This is a genomic window from Megasphaera sp. NM10, assembly GCF_000417505.1.
Taxonomy (GTDB): Bacteria; Bacillota; Negativicutes; order Veillonellales; family Megasphaeraceae; genus Megasphaera; species Megasphaera intestinihominis.
Map to the genome: position 1 here is coordinate 1 of NZ_APHY01000046.1, position 15643 is coordinate 15643.

Annotated in this window: 17 protein-coding genes and 1 pseudogene; 11 read left to right on the forward strand and 7 right to left on the reverse strand. The window is 54.4% G+C overall.

What is annotated here, in order from left to right:
* The 4 genes and pseudogenes from NM10_RS08280 to NM10_RS08295 form a co-directional block, all read left to right on the forward strand.
* Positions 1-378: IS256 family transposase (locus NM10_RS08280; RefSeq protein ID WP_020311128.1), on the forward strand; the 378-nt coding region annotated here is incomplete at its 5' end.
* Between the two features lie 190 nt (positions 379-568).
* Positions 569-868: pseudogene (locus NM10_RS08285) on the forward strand (restriction endonuclease); the annotation flags it as partial.
* 35 nt (positions 869-903) lie between these two features.
* A complete protein-coding gene (locus NM10_RS13815; RefSeq protein ID WP_020311130.1) occupies positions 904-1377 on the forward strand; it encodes a zinc ribbon domain-containing protein in 474 nt (157 codons plus the stop codon).
* 93 nt (positions 1378-1470) lie between these two features.
* On the forward strand, positions 1471-2130 hold the full coding sequence (locus tag NM10_RS08295) for an aldo/keto reductase (protein ID WP_020311131.1): 660 nt from the start codon (positions 1471-1473) through the stop codon (positions 2128-2130).
* 14 nt (positions 2131-2144) lie between these two features.
* Here NM10_RS08295 and NM10_RS08300 read toward each other — a convergent pair whose 3' ends face one another.
* Positions 2145-3017, reverse strand: coding sequence for an NAD(P)-dependent oxidoreductase (locus tag NM10_RS08300; protein ID WP_020311133.1), 873 nt, complete (start codon positions 3015-3017; stop codon positions 2145-2147).
* Between the two features lie 262 nt (positions 3018-3279).
* Between NM10_RS08300 and NM10_RS08305 the strand changes: the two genes are divergently transcribed.
* From NM10_RS08305 to NM10_RS08315, 3 genes are all read left to right on the forward strand, one after another.
* Positions 3280-3957, forward strand: a complete 678-nt coding sequence (locus NM10_RS08305) for a TerC family protein (RefSeq protein WP_020311134.1) — start codon at positions 3280-3282, stop codon at positions 3955-3957.
* A 216-nt stretch (positions 3958-4173) separates the two neighbouring features.
* On the forward strand, positions 4174-4977 hold the full coding sequence (locus NM10_RS08310; protein ID WP_020311135.1) for an extracellular solute-binding protein: 804 nt from the start codon (positions 4174-4176) through the stop codon (positions 4975-4977).
* A 15-nt stretch (positions 4978-4992) separates the two neighbouring features.
* Positions 4993-5358, forward strand: coding sequence for a thiaminase I (locus NM10_RS08315; protein WP_020311136.1), 366 nt, complete (start codon positions 4993-4995; stop codon positions 5356-5358).
* A 64-nt stretch (positions 5359-5422) separates the two neighbouring features.
* Here the strand turns inward: NM10_RS08315 and NM10_RS08320 are convergent, their stop codons facing one another.
* Complete coding sequence (locus tag NM10_RS08320; protein ID WP_020311137.1) at positions 5423-6034, reverse strand: LysE/ArgO family amino acid transporter; 612 nt, start codon at positions 6032-6034, stop codon at positions 5423-5425.
* 130 nt (positions 6035-6164) lie between these two features.
* Between NM10_RS08320 and NM10_RS08325 the strand changes: the two genes are divergently transcribed.
* The 3 genes from NM10_RS08325 (at position 6165) to yfcE (ending at position 9396) form a co-directional block, all read left to right on the forward strand.
* Complete coding sequence (locus NM10_RS08325; RefSeq protein ID WP_020311138.1) at positions 6165-7637, forward strand: aminotransferase-like domain-containing protein; 1473 nt, start codon at positions 6165-6167, stop codon at positions 7635-7637.
* A 103-nt stretch (positions 7638-7740) separates the two neighbouring features.
* Positions 7741-8850, forward strand: a complete 1110-nt coding sequence (locus NM10_RS08330) for an NADH:flavin oxidoreductase (protein WP_020311139.1) — start codon at positions 7741-7743, stop codon at positions 8848-8850.
* Positions 8851-9396 carry a phosphodiesterase gene (yfcE, locus tag NM10_RS08335; RefSeq protein WP_020311140.1) on the forward strand — a complete coding sequence of 182 codons (546 nt, stop codon included), beginning with the start codon at positions 8851-8853 and terminating at the stop codon, positions 9394-9396.
* Here the strand turns inward: yfcE and NM10_RS08340 are convergent.
* The 3 genes from NM10_RS08340 to NM10_RS08350 are packed head-to-tail and all read right to left on the reverse strand — an operon-like array spanning position 9347 to position 11461.
* Complete coding sequence (locus NM10_RS08340) at positions 9347-10150, reverse strand: aminotransferase class IV (protein ID WP_335340749.1); 804 nt, start codon at positions 10148-10150, stop codon at positions 9347-9349. The genes yfcE and NM10_RS08340 overlap by 50 nt on opposite strands.
* The gene (pabB, locus tag NM10_RS08345) at positions 10119-11282 is read right to left on the reverse strand and encodes an aminodeoxychorismate synthase component I (protein ID WP_020311142.1); all 1164 of its coding nucleotides are present in this window, start codon (positions 11280-11282) and stop codon (positions 10119-10121) included. Before pabB ends, NM10_RS08340 begins: the two co-directional genes overlap by 32 nt.
* A complete protein-coding gene (locus NM10_RS08350) occupies positions 11279-11461 on the reverse strand; it encodes a glutamine amidotransferase-related protein (RefSeq protein WP_020311143.1) in 183 nt (60 codons plus the stop codon). Before NM10_RS08350 ends, pabB begins: the two co-directional genes overlap by 4 nt.
* A gap of 155 nt (positions 11462-11616) precedes the next feature.
* On the opposite strand from NM10_RS08350, the gene NM10_RS08355 reads away from it, so the two are divergent.
* Positions 11617-12555 carry a carbon-nitrogen hydrolase family protein gene (locus tag NM10_RS08355; protein WP_020311144.1) on the forward strand — a complete coding sequence of 313 codons (939 nt, stop codon included), beginning with the start codon at positions 11617-11619 and terminating at the stop codon, positions 12553-12555.
* Positions 12556-12630: 75 nt separating this feature from the next.
* Here NM10_RS08355 and NM10_RS14635 read toward each other — a convergent pair whose 3' ends face one another.
* Both NM10_RS14635 and NM10_RS14640 read right to left on the reverse strand, forming a co-directional pair.
* Positions 12631-13893 (reverse strand): efflux RND transporter permease subunit, encoded by a 1263-nt coding sequence (locus NM10_RS14635; protein ID WP_239639676.1) that lies wholly within the window; start codon positions 13891-13893, stop codon positions 12631-12633.
* Positions 13874-15643: an efflux RND transporter permease subunit gene (locus NM10_RS14640; RefSeq protein WP_239639674.1), complete on the reverse strand. Its 1770-nt coding sequence runs from the start codon at positions 15641-15643 to the stop codon at positions 13874-13876. The genes NM10_RS14635 and NM10_RS14640 overlap by 20 nt, the downstream gene beginning before the upstream one ends.

A 15643-nucleotide genomic window follows, 5' to 3' on the forward strand; every position in this document is an offset into this window, starting at 1 on the left:
CACGCGCAGGAGAGCAAGGAAGCTGCACAGGAAAAGKCGGTCTCCATTGCCGCCAAGCTCCGTGAAATGAAGCTTTTATCCGCAGCCAAGAAAGTCGAGGACAGCGTGGGCGAAACCTTGACCTATATGGATTTTCCAACAGAACACTGGAGCCGGATCCGCACGAATAACCTAACAGAACGGGTGAATCGCGAGATACGCCTCTGTACACGGGCCATTGGTGCCTTTCCTGACGGCAACAGTGCTTTGATGCTCGTCTGTGCCAGACTTCGTCATGTTGCCGCCTCGGAATGGGGCTCAAAACGCTATATGGATATGGAGCATCTATTCAAGATGGAAATTGAGCAGCCAAATGACGAGGAAAATCCATATATCTGATTACGATATTTACTGGCGGATGAAATGAATTTGCGAAAGAATCTTGACACTACCCACCTATGATTCTTAAATATTTACAGCTGAAAAAAATAAAGACTTTTCTAAGGCGTATCTTGCCAAGAAAAATGTGCAGGACTATGTATTTACCGATGGAACAGCAGAAAAATCTATAGAATGAAAATTTGCAGAAGACATGGATTTGGACGACAAAGTGGTTGTATATGCTAAATTGCCGCGCGGTTTCCAGATTCCGACTCCTGTTGGGAACTATGCACCGGACTGGGCAATAGCGTTCCAAAAGGGAACAGTGAAGCATATTTACTTTGTAGCTGAAACAAAAGGCTCTATGGAAAGCATGGATTTGCGTCCTATTGAACAGGCCAAGATTAAATGCGCTAAGACTTTGTTCAATGAAATTTCAACGGATGATGTAGTCTATGGCCAGGTAGATTCCTATCAGAACCTGCTAATCATGATGAATGCTATTTGAGATAAATACGAGATTAAAAAAAGCGCTGGACAATTATGCTGTTCAGCGTTTTTTGCTGTGCAAAAAAATTCAAAAAGGGCTTTTGCATCCGTCATCAGATAGGGATCATTGTCTGCGGCTATAATCGCGATTTCAAACGAGGACTAAAGCTGGGCAAAGTGACGAATCAGCATTTCACTCAAATCAGCTTGAGCTATCTGCGCAGTACCTTGAAATACCTGTGTGAACGCTACGGGATAACCTATCTGGAACAGGAAGAATCGTATACTTCTCAGGCCGGCTGCCTGGACTTGGACGATATTCCCGTATACCAGCCGGATGTCCCCTATACAGGAACGTTCAGCGGGACACGAATCCAGCGCGGCCTGTACCGTTTCGCCAACGGCAGGACGGCCAATGCCGACATCAAGGGCGCTGCCAACATACTCCGTAAAAATAAGCAGAACTTCGATTTCGAGGGACTGTGTAAGGGGCTTTTGGACAGCCCTTTGAGAATAAGGCTATCCTGATTTCAGGAGGAAACTTAAACAGCAACCTTCTCAAGAATCTCCCGCTTCTATAAGCGGGAGAGGTTCAGCTACCGTCTCATCGATACGGCCCACATGTACGATAACGAGGCCATCGTCGGCCAGGCTGTGGCCGAAAGCGGCCTTCGCCGGGAGGATGTCTTCATTACGACGAAACTGTGCCAGACCCGGGCCGGTTATGAGCTGGCCTGGCAGGGCATCGAAGAATCGCTGGCCCGGTTGCAGACCGACTATATCGACTTGCTGCTCATCCATGAGCCTTACGACGAGGCTTTGGATATGTATCGGGCCTTGACCGAAGCTTACCGCCAGGGCGTGATCCGGGCCATTGGCATTTCTAATTTCAATGCTCGGGAATATCTTGATTTTATCGGAAGCTGTGATGTTATCCCCATGGTCAACCAAGTCGAGTGCCACATCTATTACAGACGAAAAGAGCTCCAGCAGGCACTTGTGACACAGGGGACACAAATACAGGCATGGATCCCTTTTACAGAAGGGAAAAAGCCCATATTCCAGGAGCCCATTTTACAGGCTGTCGGCGAGAAATACGGCAAGACGGCCGCACAGATTGCCTTGCAGTACCTGGTGCCAGGGCATCGGCGTCATTCCGAAATCGTCCCATCGGGAGCGGATGGTGGAGAATCTCGATATTTTCGACGTCACCCTGACACCGGACGACATGGCCCGGATTCAGCAGTTAGAGACGGGGAAAACCCTGTTTGGCTGGTATGAAGACTAAGTTTTTCTTATTTTTGTTTGGCATACCACTGGAACAAGGCCTGGGTCCCGCAGTTTTCCATGCCTTGGTCGGCCAGCTGGTCGTAGAGTTTTTTGGCTAAGCGCAGTCCGGGCAGGTCCAGTCCCATTTCGTCTGCCGATTCGATGGCGATGCGCATGTCTTTGAGGAAGTGTTTGATGTAAAAACCTGGTTTCGTATCGCCTTGCAGCATGCGCGGTGCCAGATTCGCCAGGGACCAGGAGCCGGCGGCTCCGGCGGAAAGGGTGGCGATGACTTTTTCCGGGTCGAGGCCGCTTTTTTTCGCGTAGGCCATGGCTTCGCAGACACCCATCATGTTCGAGGCGATGGCGATTTGGTTGCTCATCTTGGCATACTGGCCGCTGCCGGCCGGGCCGAAATAGGTCAGGGTCTGGCCCATAGCCGAGAAAATAGGCTTCATGGCTTCAAAGGCCGCTTCTTCGCCGCCGGCCATGATGGCCAGTGTCCCTTGACGGGCGCCGATGTCGCCGCCGGAAACGGGTGCATCCAAGGCTTCGATGCCCTGTTTTTTGGCCTGGGCGTAGATGCGCTTGGCCAGGGAAGGACTGGACGTGGTCATGTCGATGACGAAACCGCCCTGTTTGCCGCGAAAGATGCCCTGGTCACCGAAATAGACGGCTTCCACGTCTTGGGGATAACCGACCATGGTCATGACGACGTCCGATTGGGCGGCTAATTCTGCCTGCGAATCGAACCAGCGGCAGCCTTCCTGGATGAGCTTTTCGGCCTTGGCTTTCGTCCGCGTGTTGATGTTGACGGGATAGCCGGCTTTCTGTAAATTCCGGATCATGCCGCTGCCCATGACACCGGTCCCGATGAATCCGATACGTTGTATATTCATGATGATGCCTCCTCTGTGTTTTCTTTTATTATATCATGAAACGGGAAGAAACGATATTGACAAAGAACGAATTGCCTGTTATAATTAGCCTACAATCGAATCGCGAAGGGGAGTAACCTCTCGTCAGTTGTCATCAACATCGTGCCGTCATTGACCGGCTGGTGGCAGCGTTGCTATCGCAATGGGTGAGACTTTCGCATGATACCAGTTTTGCTGATACCATGCGGAAGTCTCTTTTGTTTTTCAGAGAAAGAGGTATATTATGGAAATCTTATCGATGCAATTTTTCATGGCTTTAGGCTCTATCATTTTACTGGATATCCTCCTCGGCGGCGATAATGCCGTCGTCATCGCCATGGCGGCCAATAAACTGCCGGCCAATCTGCGCCGCAAAGCCATCCTCATCGGGACCGGCGGCGCTGTCGTCATCCGTCTGGTCATGACCCTCATCGCCGTCTGGCTGTTGACGATTCCCTTTTTACAGGCCTTAGGCGGCCTCATCCTGCTGCCCATTGCTGTGAAATTGCTCATTCCGGAAGAACACGATGAGAACGTGACGGCTTCGGACAGCCTCATGGGAGCCATCAAGACCATCATCATCGCCGACGCAGCCATGGGCGTCGACAACGTCCTGGCCATCGCCGGGGCTTCGCACGGCAGCTTCCTCCTCGTCGCCTGCGGCTTCCTCATCAGCATCCCCATCATCGTCGGCGGCAGTACGGTCATCGGCAAGCTCATGGACCGCTTCCCGGTCATCCTCTATGCCGGCGCCGGGTTGCTGGGCTGGACAGCTGGTTCCATGATCGGCCACGATAAAATCTTGGGGACCCTGATGCAGCAAATCGCCGGTGCCTGGGCACCCATGACCCTTCAGGCCGTACTAGCTGCCGGTGTCATCGCCATCGGCCTGTGGATGAGCCGGAAACGAGCTGTACAGTAATAAAAAGGCACTGTCGCATGAAGACAGTGCTTTTTTAGCAGTCAGCGGTTAGCAGTTAGCGAATGGTTTTAAATTTAAAAGGTTTCTCTGTAAACTACAAACTCTGTGCTTCAAACTATAAAGTAAAAGTGACTACGCATGATGACATATGCTACAATGTAAATTGGCTGGCAGGGCTTTGCCTGCTGGCTAATTTATGTTGAAGGGGATAAGCATATGAGACAACGATTATTTCGTATCATTTTAAGCCTGGCCTTTTCCATGATGACTGTGGTGACAGGGATGGCCAGTGAACCGGGACAGGGAACGGAGATAGACAAAAAGGTGCTGACCGTAGGATTGTTCCGCTATGTTCCTGATATTAAGGCCTTTGAAACGGCTTTAACTGCGCAATGGAAGAATATCGAACCCGATGTGACATTGCGTTTCGTCGATTGGGATTGCTATTTTGAAGAACCGAAAAGTGATGTTTTTGTCTTCGATGGCCTTTATGCGCCGCAATATATAGAAAAAGGGCTGCTTTATCCCTTAGGAGAAACCATTCCAGCCCGCTCTGCCTATCCAGACTGGACGTTAGAACAGGGGTACTCTCGGGGAACGTATTACGGCATCCCGCAGATGGTCTGCATGGATACGCTGTTTTACCACAAAGAGGATCATGCCGTATCCCGTGTCCAGACGATGCAACAGCTTTATGAAGCCATCGGTCCACGGAAGACCCAGGCATTGCTTCCCGGACGAGACGAAGGTGTCATCGCTGATTTCAGCTTAAATAATGAAATGAAGTACTATAATATTCTTCAGGACCATACAGGAAAGGTCGTTCCCGTGCAGGCCATGGGAGACGTTCAAGCAGATGCCATGCAGTATTTGAAGGAATTGTACGCGATGACGGGCACTGCGACGGGCCGTTATGACGATGGCAATGAATTTACGCGGGCTGAATGGTTTGCCCAGGGCCATGGCCGGGCGTTGTATGCCTATCCGGAAGCGATGAGTGCCATTGTCCGCTTCGGGTAGGGTAATTATACAGAAGTGAAGGCCATTTCCAGCTGTGAACATCCCGATGTAGCGACGGCCTATGTTGATTACGTCAGCATCTCTTCCCAGATTCCAGTGAATAAGGTGGAACCGGCTAAAAAATTAGTTGCCTTATTGACTTCTAAGCCTTTCATGATGGCCGCCCTGAAACCGGCTTCGAAAGAAGGCGTACCGCAGTATCTCTTAGCGGCTCGTCGGGACGTCATGCAGGAATTGGCTGCGTCGGACCCGAATTATCAGAAGTTGTACCGGCATTTATATCGTGCTAAATCGTGGCATGTCATGACGGGAACAAAAGATTTTGCTGCATGGGAAGCTAAAGTCGGGCCCGTTATCGAAAAAGGGTTGAAAAATCAGTAAAGTTTGGTAATCAAGGTGTGGCTCATACCGATGCAGAAATCCTCCATATCATGGAGAATCCGTCTCAGATTTGAAAGAACTGCACGAAGGTATAGCCTAAATGGAGGCCGTACAGCATGAGGACGGTGCCGCAGAGGACGTTGATGGTGCGCAGGATGCGGGGTGTCATGGCGTGGCGGAAGGCGGCGACGCAGCCCGTGAGCGAGAGGAACCACAGGCCCGATGCCAGGAGGACACCGGTCAGGAAGGGCGTGGCTTCGGCGGCAGGCAGGGTGATGCGGAAGGCGCCGAGGAGCATCGTGCCGTCTAAAATGGCCTGAGGATTCATCCAGGTGACGATACAGGCTTTGGAAACGGTCTGGCCCAGAGAGGCCGGCTGACCTTTAAGGGTCAGCGCATCCGGTACCTGGCGAATCATGCCATAGGCCATGTAGAGGATGAGCAGCGTACCTGCGCCCAGAATGACCGCTTTGAGCCAGGGAAGATGATCCAGCAGGCTGCCGATGCCGTAAAAACAGCTCAGCGACAGACTGATGTCGAAGAACAAGACGATGAGCGCTGTCACGACGGCGCGGCGCAGGGAATGGGATAACGCTGAATGGATGACGAAGAGATTCTGCATGCCAATGGGAGCGACGTAAGCCAGTCCCATGGTCAGGCCTTGGAAAAAGAACATAAAAAAGCCTCCTTCTTTTCCAACCAAAGAAAGTTGGTTCGTATGGTATAATCACAGTATAACAGAGCTATGCCGGATTCCAACCAGCCAAAGCGATGTGAATTATACTAACCAAAAAGGAGACGATGTGATGAAGCGGCATATTCCCGTGCAAATCGAATGGCATCCCGACCCGGCGCAGGCCGTGCCCGTATACCGGCAAATCCTCGAATGGATGTATGGAAAAATGGAAAGCGGTGAATGGCCGGCCGGGACGCGCCTGCCGTCTCAGCGCGAGATGGCCCGGCATTTCCAGGTGAACCGGAGTACTCTGAACCAGGCTCTGAAGCCGCTATTGGAAGCGGGCGTACTCCAGGGCCGGGGCAGCCAGGGGACGGTCATAGCCAGTACGGCCTGGTCCCTGCGCCTGCCGGTTCAGCCGGATTGGAACCGTTACATGACGGCTGGCTATTTCCGGGCCAATCAGGAAGTCGTCCAGGCCATCAATACCCTGGAGTTCGATGACCGCCTGGTCCGTCTCGGTACGGGCGAACTGGACCCCAGGCTGTTCCCGCAGGATGCCTTCCGCCAGACTTTGCGGGATGTGGCCGATGCCATTACCTCCCTGGGCTATGTCGAGCCGTTGGGGATGCCCGCCCTGCGTCAGGCTCTGGCTGGGTATGCCAGAAAGCGGAATTCAATCGTGGCGCCGTCGTCCATCCTGATTACGTCTGGCGCCCTACAGGGGCTCCAGCTCATATCGGCAGGGCTTCTCCGCGGCGGGGCGACGGTTTACGTCGAAGACCCGACGTATGTCAAATCGCTCCAGGTCTTCCAGTCTGCCCATCTTCGCCTCTGCGGCCTGCCCATGGACGACCAGGGCCTGTCGCTGGAAGCCCTGGAAAAGCACTTGCGCCAGTCTTCAGATAGGGGCAACAGCGTCCTCTATACCATCCCGACGAACCACAATCCGACAGGCCGGACCCTAAGCCGCCGACGCCGCATCCAGCTCCTGGAATTATGCAGCCGCTATGACCTGCCCATCATTGAAGACGGGGCATATGAAGAACTGACCTTTGACGGAACGCCGCCGCCATCTCTGAAAAGCCTGGACCCTGGCGGCCGGGTCCTCTATTTGGGGAGTGTTTCCAAATCTTTGGCGCCCGGGCTGCGCATCGGCTGGATGATAGCGCCGGAACCGGTCGTACAGCGTTTGGGCGACGTCAAGATGCAGATCGACTATGGCGCCAGCTCCCTGTCCCAGCAAGTCTTGGCCCGGTTCTTGACCAGCGGCCGTTATGAACAGTATCTGGATGGGCTGCGCTGTGAATTGCAGCGGCGCTGCCAGGCAGCCTGTCAGTCCTTGTCCGAAGTCTTTGCGGACATGGCAGACTGGCAGGTGCCGCAGGGCGGTTTTTATATTTGGCTTACCTTCCGCAGCAGACTTCCCATGGAACTGCTCTTCCGCAAAGCCGTATCGGCTGGCGTCCTCATCAATCCCGGCGATATCTATTCCAGCCGCCACACCCAGTCTCTGCGCCTGTCCTATGCCCATACGACGCCGGAAGAATTCCGCCAGGCTGTCAGTCAGCTGGCTGTGGTTGTCCGTTCGCTGGAAGGATGAAAGATACCGTGAAGCCTTCAGCCTTGCAGTCTTCAGCAAAAAATTCGTATACTGGATTAGTGGCTAGTGGCTAACTAATCGATAAAAAAGGGGGATTATATATATGAAATTATTGGAACATGCCGTCATCGCCGGGATGCCCGTGCGCAATCGCATCCTCCGCAGTGCGACGTGGGAAGCCTTGGCCGATGCCAAGGGTTATATGTCGGAAAAACAGTACCGCATCTACGACCAGCTGGCCAAGAACGAAGTGGGCCTGATCTGTACGGGCTATGCCCGCGTCGATGGGGAAGACCGGCCCAACGCCGGCATGATGGGCATTTATGACGATGCCTTTATCCCGCAGTATCAGGAGTTAACCCGGCGCGTCCATGCCTATGGGGCGAAGATCATGATGCAGATCGCCTATGGCGGGACCAAGACGACCTTTGAGCGGGAAGGGCGGACTATCTTTTCGCCGTCAGCCGTGCCGGAACGAAAGACCGGGACTGTCGGTGTCGCCATGAGTCCGGCCGATATCCAGCACCTCATCGGCGAATATGCCCAGGCGGCCAAGCGCGTCCGCGACAGCGGATTCGATGCTGTCGAAATCCACGGCGGCCATTCGTACCTGCTCAATCAGTTCCTCAGTCCCTATTACAACCGGCGCTGCGATGCCTATGGCGGTTCGCCGGCCAATCGCTACCGTATCGTCGGCGATATCATCGCGGCTATCCGTCAGGCAGCGGGCCCGCATTTCCCCATCTGGATCAAGATTACCTGTTCCGATTTCTTTGAAGGCGGCCTGACCTTTGAAGATTCGCTGGATATCTGCCGGCGCCTGCAGCAGTCTGGTATCGACGCCATCGAAGTGAGCGGCAATATCCACGGCAAGGCCCAGCAGGAAATCGGCCTGGAATGGGATGGCCACGTCATCCGCGACGGCGGATATTTCCTCGATTATGCCAAAGACATAGCCGACGCCGTACGCGTCCCTGTCTATGTAACGGGCGGCTTCAAGGACCCGCGGCAGATGGAAACGGCCTTGAAGACATCGAAACTGGCCGGTATCGGCCTGAGCCGGCCCTTATTATCGGAACCGGGTTTGGTCCGCCGCTGGAACCAGGGCGATTTGCGGCCGGCCCGCTGTGTCCACTGCTCGAAATGCCGGACGCCGGAAGGCAACTACTGTACGGTCTTTGCCGCCATCGATGCCAAGAAAGGGGCGAAATAAATGAAATTCTTCATTGCTTCAGATATCCACGGCTCGGCTTATTACTGCCGCCGTATGCTCGACGCCTGGAAGCGGGAAGGGGCTGACCGCCTGGTCCTGCTCGGCGATATCCTCTATCACGGACCGCGCAACGACCTGCCCAAGGACTATGCGCCGAAGGAAGTCTTTGCCATGCTCAACGCAGTCAAAGAGGCCATCCTCTGTGTCCGCGGGAACTGTGATGCCGACGTGGACCAGATGGTCCTGGAATTTCCCATCATGGCCACCTATGCCATCCTGACCCAGGGCAGCCGCCTCGTCTATGCGACTCATGGCGACCGCTACAATCTGGCATCCCTGCCGCCCATGCAGCCTGGCGACATCCTGCTCCACGGCCATACGCACGTCCCGGTCTGGCAGCCCTTCGGCCAGGATAACTATTACTTGAATCCCGGCTCGACGTCGCTTCCTAAGGAAAACAGCCCGCACAGCTATCTCCTCTGGGACGGGGACACCTTCACCTGGAAGGACATGGACGGCCAGGTCTTTCACCAGCTCGTCTTATAGAGAGTGGGAAGGGCAGGCTTTTGTCTGCTTCATAACGGCGGAATAAGGCAGCCGTCTGCGTCTCTGAGGATACGGGAAAAGCGACGGTGCCAAAGCGGCGGACCGGCATGAGTCCCATGAGGGAGTTCGTCAGGAAACACTCGTCGAAAGTCCGGATATCTTCCGGATACAAGGGCTTTTCGATGACATCATAACATTGACAGAGATAAGACCGGATGATGCCTGGCAATAATCCGGCTTCGACGGGCGGCGTATAGAGCCGCCCGTTTTTGATGAAAAAGAGATTGCTGACAGCGCCTTCTGTCAATTGGCCCTGCATATTGCAGAAAATCGGTTCGTCAATACCTTCGGCCCGGGCCTGCCGTTTGGCTAAGATCGAGTCGCCATAATTAAAGGTCTTATGCCGTACCAGTGGGGACGTTTCATTGCGGCGAATGGACGACAGGGCGATGACATAACCTGGACGGTCGGCCATAGATGCATAAGGATTGGCACGGGATGTAAAATTTATATTTTTATCGGAAGCGAGTATTTTTAACACCCAATCCTCCCCATCCATACCATACACATACTCCCATAAATAATTTTCCCAATCAAAAGGAAGGTCAATCCCTAAATATTCCAACGTATGTCGTAAACGCCTTTCATGAGCCTCCAGCCAGACTGGCCGACCCTGATAGACGGGAATGGTTTCAAAAGCTCCCAATCCGAATTGGGAGCCATCATCTAAGATAAGATTCATAATCAAAAACATCTCCTTTCAATGCGCTGAGCAAGGCTTTGGCTTTTTGCCAGATTTCTTCGTATTCGAAATGTACGTCCGATTCGGCCGTAATACCGCCGCCGACGCCTATGGTATATCGGTCATCGTAGTGGACGGCCGTCCGTATGACAATGTTTAAGTCACAGTTCCCATCTAAAGACAGGTAGCCAATCGTTCCGGTATAAAGCTGGCGCCAGCTGAATTCTAATTCGTCGATGATTTCCATAGCCCGCCGCTTCGGTGCACCCGTAATGGAGCCGCCTGGAAAGAGGGCCATCAAGGCATCAATGGCTGTCTGCCCAGGCCGCAGGGTCCCTGTTACATCGGCGACTAAATGGAAAACCGTGGCATATGGCTCGATGGCAAACAGCGTCGGAACCGAAACGCTGCCAGGCTGGCTGATTTTGTGCAGGTCATTGCGCTCCAAATCGACGATCATCAGTAATTCACTCTGGTCTTTTTGCGATTGAGCCAGTTCCTGTCGCAGCTTTTCATCTTCAGCAGGCGTCTTGCCGCGGCGCCGTGTGCCCTTGATGGGACGCGTTTCAATCTGGTCATGGCGCAGGCACAGCAGCCGTTCCATGGAAGCACTGATGATTTGATAAGAGCCATATTGTAAATAAGCCCCGAAAGGGGACGGATTGTCCCGGCGCAGACGGGAAAAGAAGGTGTACGGCGGGCAGTGGCTCTGGACGGTTAAGGTGCTGGTGAAATTCGTCACATAGACATCGCCGGCAAAGAGATAATCTCGGAGTTTTTGTAAAGCCTTTCCATAGGTTTCCGGCGTGCTGTCGGCTTGGACGGTTAAGGCATATTGGCTATTTTCGTCAGTATGCGGGAGCGGTTTTTCCTGAAGGCGAGTCCGGATTTTCTCTTCCATCTGTGCTATCAGGGCCTCGGCCGGCATCGTCTGGCCATTGGCAGCAAACCATACGGCGTGGCTTTGCCGGTGTTCGATGATGAAGAAATCGTAAAAGACCCACTTCATATCAGACAGGGGAAAGGCAGGGGCGTGGCGGGATTTCATCCCATGGAGTGCCAGGCCGTAGTCATAGCTGACATAGCCGATGGCCCCGGCTGTCAAGGGCAGGGCGGTCTGATTGGCCTGGTAATGCTTTTTCAAATAGGCTTTGAGAGACGTTTCGGCCCAGGCGAAATAATCAGTCCCTGCGGTTTCAAAGCGGCAATCTCATTCCGCCCAATCTGGTCGCAGCGGCAGACCTGTACGTCGCGTCCCGTTTCCGCCACTAAATCGGCCAAATTATACGTAAAAGAATCGTAATTATCGATGAGCAAATACATAAGCCCTCCTTTATCATACAAAAAAGGATAACGACGGCAGCCCGAAAACTGCACAGTCGTTATCCTTATCGGTCCGTAAACTGTGGACTGAATCAGTATAGCACATTTTTTTAAATTACGGTATACTAAGAAAAAAGAAATGAGGGGGATTCGCTATGCGAAATTTAGAAAAGAAACTACGCGCCGCTATCGTGCAGGCTGCGCCTGTATTCTTCGATAAACAGGCGACGCTGCAGAAAGTCGTCCATCAAATCGAGGAGGCCGGCCGGAATGGGGCACAGCTCATCGTCTTTCCCGAATCGCTGGTTCCATGCTATCCCTATGGCCTGACCTTCGGCTTTACCGTCGGCAGCCGTTCCGAAGCCGAACGGGCCGACTGGAAGCGCTATTATGACCAGGCCGTCGTCGTCCGTCAGGATTTGCAGGACGTAGCCGCTGCGGCCAAAGCCGCCGGGGCTTATGTCAGCCTGGGTATTACCGAACGGGATGAAACGACGTATTCCCTGTATTGCAGCAATGTCATCTTGGCACCGGACGGCACGCTGGCGGCTCATCATCGGAAAATCAAACCGACTGGGGCAGAACGCTATATCTGGGCTGATTCTCATGACCCGTCGACGTATTTCCCCATGGTCCAGACGTCGTGGGGGCCCATGGGCTCGCTCATCTGCTGGGAAAATTATATGCCCCTGGCCCGGACGGCGCTCTACCAGAAAGGCGTCAGCCTCTATTTGGCACCGAATACCAATGACAACCCGGAATGGCAGGATACGGTCAAGCACATCGCCATCGAAGGGCGCTGCTACGTCTTCAACGTCGACCAGTATTTCACTAAGGACATGTACCCGGCCGACCTGGTCGAAAGCGGGGCCGTCGCCAAACTGAACGACACGGCCTGCCGCGGCGGCAGCTGCATCATCGATCCGTGCGGTCACTACGTCACCGAGCCCGTCTGGGACCGGGAAGCCATCATCTACGCCGACCTGGACATGGACCAAGTCGTCCTGCGCACATGGAATTCGACGCCGCCGGCCACTACACCCGCCCAGACATCCTGGAACTCATCGTACATGAGTAGGGATGGCGTCGCGTGAAGGTTTCTGCCATCCGCTAACCACTAGCTACTAACCACTTAAAAAAGCTTGCCGCACATGCGACAAGCTTTTTTTTCACCGCCTCAACATGCGGTGTTTGAATTTGATTCGTTTCAGGCCTGTGGCTTTCCAGAAGCTGCGGGCCATTTTTTCGGAAATGATGTAGAACGCCAGGATGAGGAGCAGGCCGCAGAGGGTGGCAAAGGTCATGCCGCCGACGACGGCGACGCCCATGCCGCAGCGGGCTCCGGCGCCGGCACCGCTGGCAAAGGCCAGAGGCAGGCAGCCGATGATGGCCGTAAAGGCCGTCATGAGGATTGGCCGCAGGCGAAGCTTGGAGGCGATGACGACAGCTTCCATCGGGTCGATACCCTTGTCGACACGCTCTTTGGCGAATTCGACGATGAGGATGGCGTTCTTGGCCGCCAGGCCGATGATCATGATGACGCCAATCTGCATGTAGACGCTGTTCAAGAAGCCGCTGGCATTGGCGTTGAACAAGGTCGCCAGCTGGCGGATGATGTATTCCGAGCCGACAGCCCCGAAAATCCCCGTCGGTACGGTGAACAGGACGGCGAACGGCATGGACCAGCTTTCATAGAGGGCAGCCAGGCAGAGGAAGGCGAAGACCAGGGCCATGAGCAGGATTTTCGTCGTCGAACTGGACGACGTGCTTTCTTCGCGGCTCTGGCCGGACCATTCGATGGTCATCCCCGTCGGCATGACGCTCTTGGCCGCTTCTTCGGCCGCTGCCATGGCTTCACCGGAACTGTAGCCGCTGGCGGCGCTGCCCTGGATGGTGACGCTGCGGACGCCGTTGAAACGGGTGATTGACGACGGGCCGGTGGTCATGGAGCTGGTCAGCAGCGTATCGAGGGGAACCATTTTCCCAGACGACGACTTGACGGAAATGAATTTCAGACTGTCTGCCTGAGAGCGATACGACGTGTCGGCCTGGACGATGACCTTGTACGACCGGCCGAACTGGGTGAAGTCATTGACCGACGAACCGCCGAAATTGGTCTGGAGCGCCGTGAAGACGTCGGACAATTCGATGCCCAGATTCTTGATTTTTTCACGGTCTACCGTATAGGCCACGCTCGGTGTATTGGTGGCATAGCTCGTGCGGACACCGGATAATTCCGGCCGCTGCGAGCAGGCGGCGACGACCTGGTTGGCCGCATTGCCCAGTTCCGTATCGGACAGGCCCGTATTATCCATGAGCTGCATGGTCCAGCCGCCTTCCTGGCCCATGCCGGGGAGGGATGCCAGATTGAAAGCCGCTACGCGGGCTTCGGGATGGTTGGGGACGACAGTCTTATTGAACTTGGCGATAATCGATTCTCCCTTCGGGCATGGTGATACTGGCCATAAACACGCCCTGGTCTTCGTCGGGGACGAACGTCGACGGCAGAACTTTGTAGCAGATGCCCATAAGGCCCGTGACCAGGATGAGGAAGACAGCGGCATATTTCAGATGACGGATCATCCAGCCGACTTTCCCCGTGTAGCGGTCCTTGAAATGATCGAAAACCCGGTTGAACCCGCGGAAGAAGGCACCCAGCGGCCCGGCCTGGATGGCCTTATCATCGGGCTTCAGGAGAACACCGCATAAGGCCGGCGTCAAGGTCAGGGCGACGAAAGCCGAGATGACGACGGAAATGGTGATGGTCACAGCGAACTGCTTGTAGAGGACGCCCGTGACGCCGCCGATGAAGGCGACAGGGATGAAAATCGAGGCCAAGACAGCAGTCGTGGCGATAATCGGCCCTTGGACTTCTTTCATGGCCGCTTCCGTCGCGTCCTTGGCCGACAGTTTATCCTTGGACATATGCTCTTCGACGTTTTCGATGACGACGATGGCGTCGTCGACGACCAGGCCGATGGCCAGGACCATGGCGAAAAGGGTCAGGGTGTTGATGGTGAAATCGAGGACCTTAAAGGACGCAAAGGTCCCGACGATAGAAACCGGCACGGCCAGGACCGGGATGAGCGTCGTCCGCCATTTCTGCAGGAAGACGAAGACGACGAGGATGACCAGGAGCAGCGATTCGACAAAGGTATCTTTGACTTCGTTGATGGATGCGTTGATGAAATTCGTGTTATCCATGACAATGGTATAATCCAGGTCCGGCGGGAAGGTTTCCTTGGCCTGTTCCAGGACCTTCTTGACTTCCGTAATCGTGTCCAGGGCGTTGGCGTCGCTGGAAAGCTGGATGCCGAAGCCAATTCCTGTCTTGCCGTTGATTTTGGAGTTGCTGCTTTCGTTCTGCGTCCCCGTCTGGATATTGGCCACATCTTTGAGGTAGACGAACTGGCCATTCGAGGTAGACTTCAAGATGATATTGCCGAATTGTTCCGGCGTCGACAGCTGGCCTTCGACTTTGGCGCTGTACTGTTTTTCCTGTGTCGCCGGTGCCGGCAGGCTGCCAATGGTCCCGGCCGGAGCCGACATATTCTGTTCCTTGATGGCCGCAATGACGTCCGATACGGTCAGGCCGCGTTCGGCCAGTTTTTCCGGATTGAGCCAGACGCGCATGGCATAGCTGGAACCGAAGGTATTGACACTGCCGACGCCGTCGATGCGCTGGATTTTGTCAAGCAGGTAAATATCGGCATAATTCTTGAGGAACGCCTGGTTATACGTCCCGTTCGGCGAATAGATGTTAGCCATGAGGACCATGTCGCCAGAGGCTCTGCGGACGGTCAGGCCCTGGGTCTGTACGTCGCTGGGCAGGCTGTTCTTGGCCAGATTGGCGTCGTTCTGGACGTTGATGGCATCTGTATTGCCGTCACTGTCCAGGCTGAAGACGACGGACAGGCTGTACGAACCGTCGTTGCTCGACGTCGAGGACATATAGGACATATCATCGACGCCTTTGAGCTGGTCTTCGATGACCTGGGCGACGGTCTGATTGACGATGGTCGCATTGGCACCGGTGTAGGTCGTACTCAGATTGACCGTCGGCGGCGAAATCTGCGGATACTGGGCAATAGGCAGGGACAGGAGGGACAGGCCCCCCAGGATGACGATGATGATGGAAATGACGATGGCGAAAATAGGCCATCGGATGAAGAAACTAGACAT

Excerpts from the sequence above, each read along its gene's own strand:
- NM10_RS13815 (WP_020311130.1), top strand. The coding sequence starts at position 904 with ATGCTGTTCAGCGTTTTTTGCTGTGCAAAAAAATTCAAAAAGGGCTTT.
- NM10_RS08295 (WP_020311131.1), top strand. The coding sequence starts at position 1,471 with ATGTACGATAACGAGGCCATCGTCGGCCAGGCTGTGGCCGAAAGCGGC.
- NM10_RS08300 (WP_020311133.1), bottom strand. The coding sequence starts at position 3,017 with ATGAATATACAACGTATCGGATTCATCGGGACCGGTGTCATGGGCAGC.
- NM10_RS08305 (WP_020311134.1), top strand. The coding sequence starts at position 3,280 with ATGGAAATCTTATCGATGCAATTTTTCATGGCTTTAGGCTCTATCATT.
- NM10_RS08310 (WP_020311135.1), top strand. The coding sequence starts at position 4,174 with ATGAGACAACGATTATTTCGTATCATTTTAAGCCTGGCCTTTTCCATG.
- NM10_RS08320 (WP_020311137.1), bottom strand. The coding sequence starts at position 6,034 with ATGTTCTTTTTCCAAGGCCTGACCATGGGACTGGCTTACGTCGCTCCC.
- NM10_RS08325 (WP_020311138.1), top strand. The coding sequence starts at position 6,165 with ATGAAGCGGCATATTCCCGTGCAAATCGAATGGCATCCCGACCCGGCG.
- NM10_RS08330 (WP_020311139.1), top strand. The coding sequence starts at position 7,741 with ATGAAATTATTGGAACATGCCGTCATCGCCGGGATGCCCGTGCGCAAT.
- yfcE (WP_020311140.1), top strand. The coding sequence starts at position 8,851 with ATGAAATTCTTCATTGCTTCAGATATCCACGGCTCGGCTTATTACTGC.
- NM10_RS08340 (WP_335340749.1), bottom strand. The coding sequence starts at position 10,150 with ATGTTTTTGATTATGAATCTTATCTTAGATGATGGCTCCCAATTCGGA.
- NM10_RS08350 (WP_020311143.1), bottom strand. The coding sequence starts at position 11,461 with ATGTATTTGCTCATCGATAATTACGATTCTTTTACGTATAATTTGGCC.
- NM10_RS08355 (WP_020311144.1), top strand. The coding sequence starts at position 11,617 with ATGCGAAATTTAGAAAAGAAACTACGCGCCGCTATCGTGCAGGCTGCG.
- NM10_RS14640 (WP_239639674.1), bottom strand. The coding sequence starts at position 15,643 with ATGTCTAGTTTCTTCATCCGATGGCCTATTTTCGCCATCGTCATTTCC.